The 14,153-nt window shown below is 66.3% G+C and carries 11 protein-coding genes and 1 riboswitch; of the genes, 5 read left to right on the forward strand and 6 right to left on the reverse strand.

The annotated features are described in order from the left end of the window. Nucleotides 1-109: 109 nt before the first annotated feature. Entirely contained in the window at nucleotides 110-1,696 is a 1,587-nt protein-coding gene (locus ACZ5TO_RS08795; protein WP_464800234.1) for an ABC-F family ATP-binding cassette domain-containing protein, read from the reverse strand. Nucleotides 1,697-1,926: 230 nt separating this feature from the next. Here ACZ5TO_RS08795 and ACZ5TO_RS08800 point away from each other — a divergent pair, with 230 nt between their 5' ends. After that, on the forward strand, nucleotides 1,927-2,997 hold the full coding sequence (locus ACZ5TO_RS08800; protein ID WP_464800235.1) for a DUF2865 domain-containing protein: 1,071 nt from the start codon (nucleotides 1,927-1,929) through the stop codon (nucleotides 2,995-2,997). On the opposite strand, the gene bluB is transcribed toward ACZ5TO_RS08800, so the two are convergent. The 5 genes from bluB to ACZ5TO_RS08825 all read right to left on the reverse strand — a co-directional run bounded on the left by bluB (nucleotide 2,990) and on the right by ACZ5TO_RS08825 (nucleotide 8,954). Then, complete coding sequence (gene bluB / locus ACZ5TO_RS08805) at nucleotides 2,990-3,685, reverse strand: 5,6-dimethylbenzimidazole synthase (RefSeq protein ID WP_464800236.1); 696 nt, start codon at nucleotides 3,683-3,685, stop codon at nucleotides 2,990-2,992. The two genes, ACZ5TO_RS08800 and bluB, sit on opposite strands and share 8 nt — an antisense overlap. A gap of 46 nt (nucleotides 3,686-3,731) precedes the next feature. After that, a riboswitch (cobalamin riboswitch) is annotated at nucleotides 3,732-3,948 on the reverse strand. A 31-nt stretch (nucleotides 3,949-3,979) separates the two neighbouring features. Next, entirely contained in the window at nucleotides 3,980-5,440 is a 1,461-nt protein-coding gene (locus ACZ5TO_RS08810) for a diguanylate cyclase domain-containing protein (protein WP_464800237.1), read from the reverse strand. Nucleotides 5,441-5,590: 150 nt separating this feature from the next. Next, nucleotides 5,591-6,418 (reverse strand): TolB family protein, encoded by an 828-nt coding sequence (locus ACZ5TO_RS08815; protein ID WP_464800238.1) that lies wholly within the window; start codon nucleotides 6,416-6,418, stop codon nucleotides 5,591-5,593. Nucleotides 6,419-6,449: 31 nt separating this feature from the next. Further along, nucleotides 6,450-7,178: an NYN domain-containing protein gene (locus tag ACZ5TO_RS08820; RefSeq protein WP_464800239.1), complete on the reverse strand. Its 729-nt coding sequence runs from the start codon at nucleotides 7,176-7,178 to the stop codon at nucleotides 6,450-6,452. A 96-nt stretch (nucleotides 7,179-7,274) separates the two neighbouring features. Then, entirely contained in the window at nucleotides 7,275-8,954 is a 1,680-nt protein-coding gene (locus ACZ5TO_RS08825; RefSeq protein WP_464800240.1) for an NAD+ synthase, read from the reverse strand. Between the two features lie 295 nt (nucleotides 8,955-9,249). Between ACZ5TO_RS08825 and ACZ5TO_RS08830 the strand changes: the two genes are divergently transcribed. The 4 genes from ACZ5TO_RS08830 to ACZ5TO_RS08845 all read left to right on the forward strand — a co-directional run bounded on the left by ACZ5TO_RS08830 (nucleotide 9,250) and on the right by ACZ5TO_RS08845 (nucleotide 14,151). Beyond that, nucleotides 9,250-11,178 (forward strand): LTA synthase family protein, encoded by a 1,929-nt coding sequence (locus ACZ5TO_RS08830; protein WP_464800241.1) that lies wholly within the window; start codon nucleotides 9,250-9,252, stop codon nucleotides 11,176-11,178. A gap of 155 nt (nucleotides 11,179-11,333) precedes the next feature. Beyond that, nucleotides 11,334-11,864, forward strand: coding sequence for a DUF1003 domain-containing protein (locus tag ACZ5TO_RS08835; RefSeq protein ID WP_184139594.1), 531 nt, complete (start codon nucleotides 11,334-11,336; stop codon nucleotides 11,862-11,864). A gap of 144 nt (nucleotides 11,865-12,008) precedes the next feature. Next, entirely contained in the window at nucleotides 12,009-12,431 is a 423-nt protein-coding gene (locus ACZ5TO_RS08840; protein WP_184139596.1) for a TadE/TadG family type IV pilus assembly protein, read from the forward strand. A 1-nt stretch (nucleotide 12,432) separates the two neighbouring features. Continuing rightward, nucleotides 12,433-14,151 (forward strand): pilus assembly protein TadG-related protein, encoded by a 1,719-nt coding sequence (locus tag ACZ5TO_RS08845; protein WP_464800242.1) that lies wholly within the window; start codon nucleotides 12,433-12,435, stop codon nucleotides 14,149-14,151. Nucleotides 14,152-14,153: the final 2 nt, after the last annotated feature.

A 14,153-nucleotide genomic window follows, 5' to 3' on the forward strand; every position in this document is an offset into this window, starting at 1 on the left:
TCGGGCTTGACCCGAGGATCCACGTCCCACGGCACGCCGCCGCTTGTGGCATGGATGCCCGGGACAAGCCCGAGCATGACGGAAAGCAGGGTGGAAGACGCTTGTCCACTCACGCCCCCGCAAGCTCCAGCCGCCGCGTGATGCCGATCGCCTCCAGGAACGCCTCGTCGTGGCTGACGACGAGGAGTGCGCCGTCATAGGCCCGCAGGCCCGCTTCCACCGCCTCGATGGCCTCGATGTCGAGATGGTTCGTCGGCTCGTCGAGGATGAGCAGCGCCGGCGGCCGTCCGCCGCCGAGCACCGCGGCAAGGCCGGCGCGCAGGAGCTGGCCGCCGCTGAGGCTGCCGGCGACCTGCAGGGCGGCATCCGCCCGGAACATGAAGCGCGCCAGCGCCGCCCGGCAGGCATTCTCGTCCGCATCCGGGTTGATCCTCAGGAAATTGTCGCGGATCGACAGCGCCGGATCGAGCAGGCTGACGCGCTGGTCGAGCATGGCGGCCTCGGTGAAGAGCCGCACGCTGCCGGCAAAGGGCGCGAGCCGGCCCGTGACCAGCGAAAGCAGCGTCGTCTTGCCCGCCCCGTTCGGCCCCGTCACCGCCACCCGCTCCGGCCCCGTCATGGCGAAGGAGAGGTCGCGGATCACCGGCCGCTCCGGCGCATAGCCCGCCGTCACCCCCTCCATGCGCAGAACCGTCCTGCTGGCCGGAAGCTGCGTCGACGGCACGGTGACGGTCAGCGGCTGGAGGATTTCGATGCGCTCGCGCGCCGAGGCCACGGCCTCCGCCGCCTGCCCCTGCCGGCTTTCGGCAAGGCGCGCATTGGCTCCGCCCGTCAGCTCCGCACGCTCCTTCATCCCGCCGAGCACGATGCGCGGAAGGTCGCCGCGCGCCTTCTTGCGCCGGCCGGCGCTGTCCTTGCGCGCCTTGCGCTCGGCAAGCGCCTGCATGGTGTGGGCGATATCGGCGGCCTCCTTCTCCGCGTCGGCGAGGTCGCGGTGGGCGGCGGCGAGCTCCAGCGCCTTGCGCGCCCGGTAGGCGCTCCAGTTGCCGCCGTAGCGCGTGGCGCCGAGGCTCGTCAGCTCGACGATGGCGTCCATGGTTTCCAGAAGCTCGCGGTCGTGGCTGACGACGACGGCGCCGGCCCGCCAGCCGGCCAGCATGTCGATGACGGCGCGCCGCCCCTCCCGGTCGAGATTGTTGGTGGGCTCGTCGAGCAGCAGGAAATCCGGCTCGCCGAAGAGGAGTGCGGCAAGCCCCGCCCGGGTGCGCTGCCCGCCGGAAAGCGCGGCGAGCGGCGTTTCGGGCTCGGCCTCCAGCCCGACGCGGGCGAGCGCCGCGGCAAGGCGCGCCTCCAGCGTCCAATCGGCTTCGGCAAGCGCGGCGGCATCCGCCTCGCCCCGCTCGGCGCGGGCGAGAAGGGAGAGCGCATCGGCAATGCCGAAGAGGCTGGCAATGGTTTCCCGCGGGGCCACCTGCACGCTCTGGCGCAGGACGCCGAGCGTACCGTCCACCGCGACAGAGCCCGCCTGCGGCAAGAGTTCGCCCGCGGCAAGCTTCAGCAGCGTCGTCTTGCCGACGCCGTTGCGGCCGACAAGGCCGGCGCGTTCGGCGCCGAAGGTCAGGTCGAGATCGGAAAGGAGCGTGCGCCCCTCAGGCGTCGACCAGGTGATTTTGGAAAGCGTGATGGAGTGCGGCATGGATACGGTTTTCCCCGATGACAAAACGAAGTCGGTTTGCGGTCGGGTTGAAATCCATGACGTACCATCCGGTCGGTGCTGCGATGGCGCCAATCTAGGGTCCGAAGGCCCCTCTTGCAAGGCTGAGGGGCGCCGTGCCGTTAATCACAAATGCGGGAGTGCGTTGCATGAGCCCCGCTCTCGCCTATGATAAGGCCCTGTCTTGCCACGCTTGCCGAGGGGTAGAGAACATGAGGGGCTGCATCCGCCTCCTGTCCGTCATCGCCGCCGGCGTGCCGCTTTTCCTTTCCGGCGGCGCGATAGCGGGCGTGTGCGAGCGCATCCAGAGGGACATCGCCAACCTGCCGACGGTGATCGTCGATACCGCCAGCGTGCGCAAATATGCCGGCGCCATCACCCGGCAGAACATCCAGCTCCGCAAGGCGAAAAGCGACCAGCGCCGCCTCGGCTGCTCCAGCGGCAGCATCATCGTGATCGGCGGGGCGAACGCCGACGCCTGCGCGACGCTCTCCACCGTCATCGACAGGATGGAGCGCAACCTCGATATCCTCGACAAGAAGCGCCGCGAATTTGCCGGCGGCACCTCATCGAGGGGCGAGCGCGGGCGCCTTCTCGCGGCGCTGGAGAAGAACGGCTGCAACGACAATGCCGAGGTCATGCCCATCGCCGCGAGGGAAACGCTGCGTACGCTCGACGAGACGCGCACCTTGCCGCTCGGCACGGCGCCGGAGGGCAGCGAGCGGCTGCAACTGCGCCGGCTCGGCGGCTCGGGCCACGGCAACCTGCGCACGGTCTGCGTGCGCACCTGCGACGGCGGCTTCTTCCCGATCTCCTCCAACGCCTCGCCGATGGATTTCCGCCGCGACCAGCAGGTCTGCGCGATGATGTGCCCGCAGACGGAAACCGAGCTCTTCTACCAGTCGATGGCCGAGGGGCAGGAGACGGAGCAGATGACGTCCACCGTCACCGGCCGGCCCTATGTCGAGCTGCAGAACGCCTTCTCCTACCGCACGCGCGATCTCTCCAAGCCGGGAAGCTGCGGCTGCAACCTCTCGGCCTACTACCAGGACATGATCAAGCGCGAGAAGGTCGCCAGGGGCGAGACGGACGAGCCGGCGGAAGGCTCCGTCACCGATATCCGCACCCTGCCCAAGGCCACCGTGGCGAAAAAGCCCGTGACGGTCGAGGAGCGCGACTACGATCCGGCAAAGCACAAGGTCCGCACGGTCGGGCCGGTCTTCCTGCCGTCGAGCGAATCCGCCATAGACCTCGGTCGCCCGGCCGATGCCGGCGTCAACTGACGCCCGCCCCCTCCGGCCACCGCTCCTCGAACACCAGATCTTCCAGCGGCAGGCGCTGGCGCCAGCCTTTCACCGCAAGCTCCGGCTCGCCATAGAGCTGGTCGATATAGCCGACGCAGAGCCAGGCGACAATCTCGACATGCTCGGGAATGGCGAGCGCCTGCCGGATATCGCTGTCGTGGAAGATGCTGACCCAGCCGACACCGACGCCCTCCGCCCGCGCGGCGAGCCACAGGTTCTGCACCGCGCAGACGGTGGAATAGACGTCCATGCGCGGATTGTGCGTGCGCCCGAGCACCACGGTGCCGCCCCGCGTCGGATCGCAGGTCACGCAGATGGAGAGCGGCGCCTTCAGGATGCCTTCGAGCTTCAGCGCGCGGTACGCGGCCTGCCGCTCGCCGGCAAACATTTCGGCCGCCTCGGCATTGGCCTTCAGGAAGGCGGCATGCACCGCCCGCCGCGTCGCCTCGCTGCGCACCAGAAGGAAGTTCCACGGCTGCATGAAGCCGACCGACGGCGCGCTGTGGGCCGCCTGCAGCAGGCGGCCGACGAGATCGTCCGGCAGGGGCTCGGGCAGGAACTGGTCGCGCACGTCGCGGCGCGTTTCGATGGCACGGTAGACGGCCTGCCTCTCCTCGCAAGAAAAGGCGCCCGCCCGGACCAGAGGATCCAGGGGTTCGGTTCGCATCGTCATCTCCCCAACAATGCGTGCAACCTTCCGCCGTCCGCGCGGGTGCGGTCTATCTTGCCAGGCCGGTCTTCTGACTCCGGTTCGCCTGGCCGCACCTGCCTTCCCGGTTGAAAAACCAGTGGCAAAAGCCTGAATCGACTCAGGCTTTCAAGGTCCAGCCATCCCCGTCACAGCGTTGGGCACGTTCCGGTCTTGGAGCGCTTCCGCACCGGATTCCCGATTCTCCCGCCGAAGCGGGCACCTGACGGGAAGGATATGCGCACGCCTCCCGCGCCCGATCAAGCCCCCGCGTCAGGCGGCGCGCGCCGCGGCAGCCTCGGCGACCGCCTCGCTGCCGATATCGCCGGCATGGACGGCGCGGTTGCGCCCGCCGTTCTTGGCCGCGTAGAGCGCGGCGTCGGCCATCACCATGACGTCGTGGACCGAGCCGCCGTGCTCGGGGAACTGGGCGATGCCGGCGCTGCCGCCGATGAGGAGCAACTGGCCGTCATAGGCGACGGGCACCTGCGTGTCGCGCACCAGATCCTCCGCGAGCGCCACAAGGTCGGCGCGGGCGTATTCGCCCGCAAGCAGCACGCAGAACTCGTCGCCGCCGAGCCGGGCGACCGTGCCGCGCGGGCCGATCCTGTCGGAAAAGCGCCGGGCGACGGCCTGCAGCACCGTGTCGCCGGCCGCATGGCCGTGCCGGTCGTTGACGGCCTTGAACTTGTCGAGGTCGAGCGCGAGGATCGCGAAGGGCTTGTCCTCTCCCTTGCGCACGGCCCGCGAGACCTCCTCGTCGAAGCCGCTACGGTTCTTGAGGCCCGTCAGCGGGTCGTGCCGCGCGAGGAAGGCGTTCTTCGCCTCGCTGCGCTGGAGCGCCTTGACGAGGGAGGAGAAGCGCACGGCGACGAAGAGCATGACCGCCGCGAAGGCGACAACGAAGATCGCGATCTGCGGCACCGCCGACTGCCAGACGAAGGAGCCCGGCATGTTCGGGCGCCAGGAGGCGACCATGGGATTGTAGCCGTCGCCGCCGACCGGCGTCATCAGCAGGCCCGGCTCCTCCGTCACGATGGGCGTGAAGCCGAGATCGTGCACGCCGAGGCGGCTTGCCGTGTTCGCCAGCATCTTGCCGGAGACCGGCTTGACGGTGACGAGCAGGATCGGCTCGCGGCGGCTCGCGGGAATGTAGAGGGTCTTGGGAATGACCGCCTGCACCACGACGATGCTCATGACGCGGTCGATGAGGCGCATGCCGGTGACATGGATATTCGGCAGCGCCGGTGTCAGGAGATCGGGGTCGCGCCTGGCGCGGGCGACCTGCCAGCCGCCGCGGTCGGGCGAAAGCGCGGCGCGGTAGGCCTGTTCGGCCCGGCGCGTCAGGTCGCTCACCCAGTAAAGCTTCTCGCGCGCCTTGCGCTCGGAAACCGCCTTTCCATTGTGCACGCCGAGGATCTTCTCGCCGTCCGGCGAGGTGAAGATCATCCAGGAAAAGCCGAAGTCGGCCCACATCCAGTCGCGGATCTGGTCGCGGATGAAGGCGTGGCCCGGCATGCCGTCTTGCAGCTCCTGGAAGGTCTTGTCCCAGAAGGAAATCTGGCTCTGGTACTGGACGACCTGGTCGATCTGGTGGCTGAACTCGTTGCGCACCAGCGTGCGCTCGGTCTCGGCGACGAAGCTGTCGGCCCGTTCGATCGAATATTCCAGCACGAAATAGTTGGCGGCCACGAACAGGCCGACGATCATCACCGCCGCCGCCCGGATCGCCATCCCCAATCTGCGCCGGCGTATCCCACGCCCATCGCCCATGCTGCCCGCCATCTTTCCCTGCCTGTCCCCCGCCGGATTTCCCGGACATCGTTGCGGCAAGACTAGCCGGCAGACGGCAAGATTCGTTTAAGCGGGCTGGTGAGCGAAAGCTTAACGCGCCGGCGCATAGCGCACGAAGGCGAATTCCGTGCCGTCCGGCGACCAGTTCGGCACGTTCATCGTGCCCTGCCCGCCGAAAAGCTCGAAGAGCACGCGCGCATTGCCGCCGTCGACATCCATCAGCCGCAGCCGGACTGTGAGGTCGCGCGGATGGTCGAACACGTCGCCGTCATAGGAAAGCACCAGCAGGTGCCGGCCGTCCGGCGAAGGATGCGGGAACCAGTCGCCGTAGGGGCTGTCGGTAATGCGTGTCACCTCGCCGCCGTCCGGCCGCACCCGCCAGATCTGCATGCGTCCGGTGCGGCTGGAGTTGAAGTAGATCCATTCGCCGTCGGCGGAATAATCCGGCCCGTCGTTGCGCCCTTCCCCGAAGGTAAGCCGCCGCTCCTCGCCGCCCGTGACCGGGATCGTGTAGATGTCGAAGAGGTCGCCGCGAATGCCGCAATAGACGAGCGTCCCGCCGTCCGGCGACCAGCCGTGCCAGTAGGACGGCAGGTTGGGCGTGGCAAGCCGCGGCGTGCCGCCTTCCGACGGCAGCAGGTAGATCGCCGACTTGCCGAACTCCACCTTGTCGCTGATCGCGATCAGCGCACCGTCCGGCGAAATCCCGTGGTCGTTGTTGCAGCGGGTGGCAAAGCCCGTATCGATTTTCACGGGCCTGCCGCCATCGAGCGGCAGGCGATAGAGCAGCCCGTCGCCATTGACGATGAGGAACGACCCGTCGCGCGAAAAATTCGGCGCCTCCACCAGCCGCTCCGTCTGCCAGACGACACGGGTCTCGCCGGTCACGATATTGTGGATTTCGACGGAGCTTCGCATCTATGTCTTCACCCATGGCGATGAGGATCGTCTAGCCGTTATCGACCACCTTCTTCAAAACCGGTGCTTTCAACCGCGCCTTCCTGTTGTTGTCTGCCAGTTCGACACCGGAGAAAGCCAGCAACTTGCTGAGCTGGCTGTGTCCATAAGCCTTCACCTCGAAATCCGGCTGAAAGGTTTTAAGTGCCTTCATGACGTCATGCAGCCCGATCCATCCGCCATCGAGCGGTGGTGCAGCAAGGAAGGCTCTTTTCAGAATATCCGCCTTCAATGCACGGCACGGAGCGGGAGCGCCTACCTGCTTGTCGACCGCGGTTGCCGACATCGCCTGCGCTTTCGGAGTATCGAACATCTTGAAGACATCGCAGGCCGCACGAAAGCGAGCAGAGGCATGCGGCATCCCCATGCCGACAAATGTTTGCCCGCCTTGCCGTATCCGCATCGCCAGTTGCGTAAAGTCGCCGTCGCAGGTGGCAAGGCAGAACACATCCGCGTCGGTCGTATGGAACAGGTCGAGGGCATCGATGACAAGGGCGATGTCGGCGCCATTCTTTCCCGCTGCGCCGGCAACCGTCTGGCAGGCCGTCAATGCATGACGTGGCACCACGTCCAGCCACGAGGCCAGACCTTGGGAAAAATCGCCGTACACGCGGCGGTGGGACAACGTTCCATGCCGTTCCGCCTCGACGAGGATGGCATCCGCAAGCGATGGCGGCATATTCTCCGCGTCGATGAACAGCGCGACATTCCGCTCAGACATTGGCCATCATCCTCCCAGGCAGACGGGGAGAGTAACAAACGCCGGCTTGGCCACAATCCTGCCGTGCCGCCCTTCTTCAGCCAGGGTTAATACATCCTACCCCCGGTCGCGGAAGCGGTTGGTAATGGGATAGCGGCGGTCGCGGCCGAAGTTCTTCTTGGTGATCTTGACGCCGGGGGCGGACTGGCGGCGCTTGTATTCGGCGATGTAGAGCAGGTGCTCGATGCGGTGAACCGTCGCCTCGTCGTGGCCGCGCGCGACGATCTCGTCGGTGCCCATCTCCTTCTCGACGAGGCATTCGAGGATATCGTCGAGCACCGGATAGGGCGGCAGCGAATCCTGGTCGGTCTGGTTGGGGCGCAGCTCCGCCGAGGGCGCCTTGTCGATGATGTTGGCCGGGATGACCTCGCCGGAAGGCCCGAGCGCGCCCGGCGGCACATGGGCGTTGCGCCAGCGCGACAGGGCGTAGACCTGCATCTTGTAGAGGTCCTTGATCGGGTTGAAGCCCCCGTTCATGTCGCCGTAGAGCGTGGCGTAGCCGACCGACATTTCCGACTTGTTGCCGGTGGTGACGACCATCGAGCCGAACTTGTTGGAGATCGCCATGAGGATGGTGCCGCGCGCGCGGCTCTGCAGGTTTTCTTCCGTGATCCCCTCTTCCGTACCCTCGAAGAGCTCGGCGAGCGAGGAGAGGAAGCCCGTCACCGGCGCCTCGATGGGCACGATGTCGTAGCGGCAGCCGAGGGCCTTGGCGCAATCGGCCGCGTCCTTCAGCGAATCCTTCGAGGTGTAGCGGTAGGGCAGCATCACGCAGCGCACGCGCTCCTCGCCGAGCGCATCGACGGCGATGGCCGCGCAGATGGCCGAGTCGATGCCGCCCGAAAGGCCGAGCACCACATTCTTGAAGCCGTTCTTGTTGACGTAGTCGCGGAAGCCCAGCAGGCAGGCGCGGTAGTCCGCCTCCTCGCTTTCGGGAATGCGCGACATCGGGCCGGCGTCGCACACCCAGCCGCCGCCCTGCCGCTTCCAGGTGGTGAGCGCGATCGCCTCCTCGAACTCGCTCATCTGGAAGGCGAGCATCTTGTCGGCGTTGAAGGCGAAGCTCGCACCGTCGAAGACCAGTTCGTCCTGTCCGCCGAGCTGGTTGGCATAGACGAGCGGCAGGCCGGTCTCGATGACCTGCCTGAGGGCGACCTGGTGGCGCACGTCCACCTTACCGCGATAATAGGGCGAGCCGTTCGGCGACAGGAGGATTTCCGCGCCGCTCTCGGCCAGCGTCTCGCACACGCCGAGCTCGCCCCAGATGTCCTCGCAGATCGGGATGCCGAGGCGCACGCCGCGGAAGTTCACCGGCCCGGGCATGGCGCCCTGGTCGAAGACGCGCTTCTCGTCGAACTCACCGTAGTTCGGCAGGTCCACCTTGTCGCGGACGGCGATCACCTTGCCGCCGTCGAGCACGGCGACGGCGTTGTAGCGCCCCGTCTCGTCCTGCCGGGGAAAGCCGATGACGACGCCCGGCCCGCCATCCGCCGTGTCGGCGGCAAAATCGTCGATCGCCCGGCGGCAGGCCTTCAGGAAGGCCGGCTTCAGCACGAGGTCCTCCGGCGGATAGCCGGAAATGAAGAGTTCCGTCAGGAGCAGGAGGTCGGCGCCCTGCCGGGCGGCATCCTCGCGGGCGGCGCGCGCCCTGGCAAGGTTGCCGGCGACGTCGCCGACGGTCGGGTTGAGCTGCGCGACGGCGATGCGCAGGGTCGTCTTTTCAGTCTCGGAAGTCATGTCTGCGGACCCGTCTCCTCATGGTGTCCGATCCTGCGGCCGCACGCGGTTGTCGCATCTCGAACGGTCGACAAGCTCTTTAGAGCATCGGGGGCGTTTTGGGAATGAAGCGCGGCGCCGATTACGCATCCTTCGCCTGCAAGTCCTCGTTTTTCAATGCTTCCGGCGCTCATGGCGGCCCCGCAACAGGGGGAACCAATCCACCGCGAGAACGTTGCAGAAACCGTTCATCCCCTGTTCAAGATGACATCCGTATGACAGATACGCGAAACTTTTATGAAATCTGGAGACGGCCTTGGCTATCTTTACATCCGCAGCCGTGGCGATCGAAACCACCGAAGAGCGTGCCGGCAAGGCAGGCTTCCTCACGCGCCATGCCAGGGCGCTCGCCGTGCTGCGCTCGCTTGCCGTCTCCGCGCTTCTCGCCCTTCTCACCGTCGCCGCCATCGAGCTCATCACGCGCGGCTCGCTCGCCCAGACTTGGACGTTCCTGACCAATCCGCAGCAGCCGGGCTGGACGACGGTCGGCGTCTTCTTCCTGCTCTTCCTCACCGTCGACGCGCTGATCGGCCGCCAGCACAAGGCCGTGCTGATCGTCTTCCCGCTCGCCGTGCTGATGGGCTTCATCTCGCAGCAGAAGCAGGTCTTCCTGACCGACCCGCTCTATCCGACGGACCTGCTCTTCGGCCGCCAGATCCTCGAACTGATGCCGGTCCTCGTGAAGGACCGGCCGTGGACGGCCGCCGGCCTTGCGGTCGCGCTCGTCGTTGCCGTCGTCGGCCTCGTCAGCCTTCTTGTCTTCGCCTGGCGCCGCTTCCGGCCGCTGACGGGCAAGGAGCGCCTGACGCGCCTCGCGCTTGCGCTGCCGCTTCTCGCCGGCTTCGTCTCGATCATGGACTACAACGACTTCTCCTGGGTCCGCGACCGGCTGAAGGTCTTCCCGATCATGTGGGACCAGGCGGAGAACTATCGCCATAACGGCTTCGTCATGGCGTTCGCGATCAACCTGCCGATGGCCAACGTCAAGGCGCCGGCCGGCTACATGATCGACGCCATCGACAAGATCCCGTCGAAGCCCATGCCCGCCGGCACGACGCACCGCTCCAAGCCGGACGTCATCGTGCTGATGAGCGAGTCCCTGTGGGATCCGACGCGTCTCGACACGGTCAAGCTCTCGGAAGACCCGATGCCGGTGATCCGCAAGAACCGCAGCGGCTCCGTCTTCTCGCCGGAATTCGGCGGCCTCACCGCCAATATCGAATTCGAGGCGCTGACGGGCTTCTCCAACGCGTTCCTGCCGACGGGCAGCATTCCCTACCAGCAGTATGTGCGCAAGCCGATCCCCTCGCTCGCCACGTTCTTCCGCGCGGAAGGCTATACGGCGCGCGCCATCCACCCGTTCTCCGGCTGGTTCTGGAACCGCACGAGCGTCTACAAGGCCTTCGGCTTCGAGACCTTCAAGGATGTCGACAAGATGCCGCCGCTGGCAAAGCGCGGCAACTTCACCTCGGACGAGGCGCTGACCAAGGAGATCATCCGCCAGGCGGACAGCCAGGAGGATCCGTTCTTCTTCTTCGCCGTCACGCTGCAGGGCCATGGCCCCTATGACGACGGCCGCTACGCCAGGACCGACATCAAGGTCGACGGCCGGCTCGACGCCCGCGACACGCGCATGCTCGCAAGCTACGCGCAGGGCGTGAAGGAGGCCGACGGCAGCCTGAAGATGCTGATGGACTGGGCGAAGGAACGCGACCGCGAGACGATCATCGTCATCTTCGGCGACCACCTGCCGCCGCTCAACACGGTCTACAAGAACTCCGGCTACATGCAGGGCATCACCGCCTCGCGCAAGGGCACGCCCGAGCAGATGAAGAAGGAGCACGAGACCCCGCTCGTCATCTGGTCGAACAAGACCGGCGTCGACAAGGAGATCGGCACGGTCAGCCCGGCCTTCCTCTCCTATTACCTCCTCAAGGAGGCGGGCTTCGAGCATCCTTACTACACCGGCTTCCTCGGCGCCGTACACGACAGGCTTCGCGTCATCGACCGCTACATGCTGATCGACGCCAAGGGCAACGCGACGCCCGACTGGGCCCGCCAGAAGACCGTCGACCCGCTGGTGCGCGACTACCGCTTCCTCCAGCACGACATCATGTTCGGCAAGCAGTACGGCCTTGAACGCTTCTTCGATTCCCATGCGGAACTGATGTCGGCGGGCTACTGATTTTCATCGGAACGGCGCCAGAGTCTGTCCGACTCATTCTGAACCGGACAGACTCCGGGATTGTTTGTTTTCGTTTGTCTTTTCGGGAAAACCGGTTTCCACTTTTCCCTGACAAACTCTAGGCTAACGGTTCTGATTCCCTCCGGAGCCTCGCTATGAGACCTTTCGACGACGCCGCACAAATCCTCTTCGGCAAGTCCGCCGACCAGCTCGACGAGACGGAGCGGGAGGTATTGCTGCATTCCCGCGAGGGGCGCATCCTCTCGGAAGACCGCAACGTCGCCTATGAGGCGCGGCAATCGCTCGGCGATCGGGTGGCCGACGCCATCGCCCGGGTCGGCGGATCGTGGACCTTCATCATCGGCTTCCTCCTCTTCCTCGTCGTCTGGACGCTCGCCAACACCGTCCTGCTGTCGCGGGATGCCTTCGACCCCTATCCCTTCATCTTCCTCAACCTCGTGCTTTCCATGCTCGCGGCGCTGCAGGCGCCGATCATCATGATGTCGCAGAACCGGCAGGCCGCCCGCGACCGCTTCGAGGCCTCCAAGGACTACGAGGTCAACCTGAAGGCCGAAATCGAGCTGATCGCGCTGCATCACAAGATCGACACCTATCTTCTCGACGAGATCGCCGCCCTCAAGCTGGAAATCCTGCGCCTGCGCGAGGCGTTGCGGCAGCAGGAATGACACGTCCCCACAACCTGAAATACCCATAAATCTCACAAAATCAATCTATAGGAGAAATTAAGATTCGCGGAGCACGATATGCGTGCATCCGCCTTCCGGATGCGGGAATGCCACGTCGCCAGACAATCCCAAGGAGGAGATGTCATGCACGCCCTTACCCGCCTGTCGAAGGATCGCGCCGGCACCTCGGCGCTGGAATTCGCGATCATCGCGCCGCTTTTCTTTCTCACGCTCTTCACGCTGATCGCCTACGGCATCTACCTTTCCGTCACCCATTCCGTGCAGCAGATCGCGGCGGATGCGGCACGCACGGCGGTGGCCGGCCTCAACCCGGCCGAGCGCGTCACGCTGGTCAACCGCTATCTCGACGCCTCGCGCCTCGACTATTCCTTCATCAACCGGGCGAAGATGCATGTCGAGGTCAGCGACGATCCCGGCAATGCCGACCAGTTCACCGTGACGATCACCTACGATTCCAGCGACCTGCCGATCTGGAAGCTCTTCACCTTCGCCCTGCCGCAGGAGAAGATCGAGCGTTATGCCACGGTGCGCGTGGGAGGGCTGTAGGATGCAGCCGTCCCGCCTCCTTGCCGACCGCTCCGGCAATATCGGCACGCTCGCCGCCCTCAGCCTGCCGCTGATGATCTTCTCGCTCGCCCTCGGCGTCGACTACGGCTATTTCACCGTGCAGCGGCGCCAGTTGCAGGCTTCAGTGGACCTTGCCGCCATCGCCGCCGCTTCGAGCGTCGGTGAGGCGGAGAAGTCGGCCGCGGCCTATTTCGCGCTCAACAAGCTGCCCGTCACCGTCACGGGCAGGGACGGACTCACCATTCCCCCGGCAATCGCGCTCGCAAGGGACGGCATGCCCCTTGCGGCCGCCCATGTCGAGCGCGGCCGCTATGTCGCCGATCCCGATATCGCACCCGAGGCGCGCTTCAAGCCTGCCGGCGCGGATGCCGACGCCGCGCGCGTCACCCTCAGCCGGCCCGCCGATCTCTTCGTGTCGGCGATGTTCCTGCCAAAGCCGCCGCTCCTTTCCGCGACGGGCACGGCCTCGCGCTCGAAGATCGCGGCCTTCTCGCTCGGCACACGCCTTGCCAGCCTCAACGACGGCATCCTCAATGCCCTGCTCGGCCAGCTTCTCGGCACGACCCTCTCCCTGAAGGCGATGGATTACCGGGCGCTCGTCGATGCCGATATTTCCGTCCAGCCCTTCCTCAAGGCCGTCGCGACCCGCCTCGACCTGACGGCGGCGACCTACGAGGACGTGCTGAATGCCGGCCTCACCATGCCCGAGCTTCTCGCCGCGATGGGCGCCGTGGACGGGCTTTCCGGCCCCGTGCGTTCGGCGCTGCGCCTCATCGAGCAGGCGACGGCCGGCAGCAAGGTCAAGCTGCCGCTCTCGCGCATCCTCAACCTCGATCCGAAGAAGGGCCTTGCCGTCGCGACCGGCGGCGACTGGGCGATGTCCGTCAATGCGCTGCAGATGATATCCGCCGCCGCGGGGCTCGCCAATGGCGGCAAGCAGGTGGCGCTCGACGCCGGCGCCGCCCTTCCCGGCCTTGCCGGCGTCAGCGTGAAGCTCGCCATCGGCGAACCGCCGGTCGAAACGCCCGCCCACCGGCTCGGCGCACCCGGCAGCGCCGTGCGCAGCGCCCAGACCCGGCTTGCCGTCGAGGTGAGCGTCGACGGCCTTGCCGCCCTTGCGGGCCTGCGCGTGAAACTGCCGCTCTACGTGGAGGTCGCCGCGTCGGAGGCGAAGCTCGCCGACATCCGCTGCCTCGGCGGTACGCCGGAAAATGCCGAGGTGGCGGTGGATACCGTGCCGGGCGTCGCGGAGATCGCGATCGGCAAGGTCGATCCTTCCGTCCTTTCGGATTTTTCCGACGAGCCGCGCGTCGAAAAGGCCCGCATCGTCGATTCCGCGCTGCTTGCCATCAATGCGCTGGCGCATGGCGAGGTGAAGAACCTCGGCAAGACCCGCCTCACCTATTCACCGACCGAGATCGCCGCGAAGACGACGAAGACCGTATCGACGCGCGACACGCTCACCTCCGCCGTCAAGACCCTGATCGGCGACATGGACGTGGAAGTCGACATCAAGCTCCTGAACCTTGCGCTCAACACCTCGCTGGTCACCAAGGCGCTCGCCTCGACGCTGACGGCCGTGACGCCCGCCATCGACGAGCTTCTCTACAACCTGCTGCTGGTGGCCGGGGTCAGGATCGGCGAGGCCGACGTCACGGTGACGGGCGTGCGCTGCCAGCGGCCCGCCCTCGTGCAATGAGC

Source organism: Shinella sp. Sh6 (assembly GCF_055392685.1).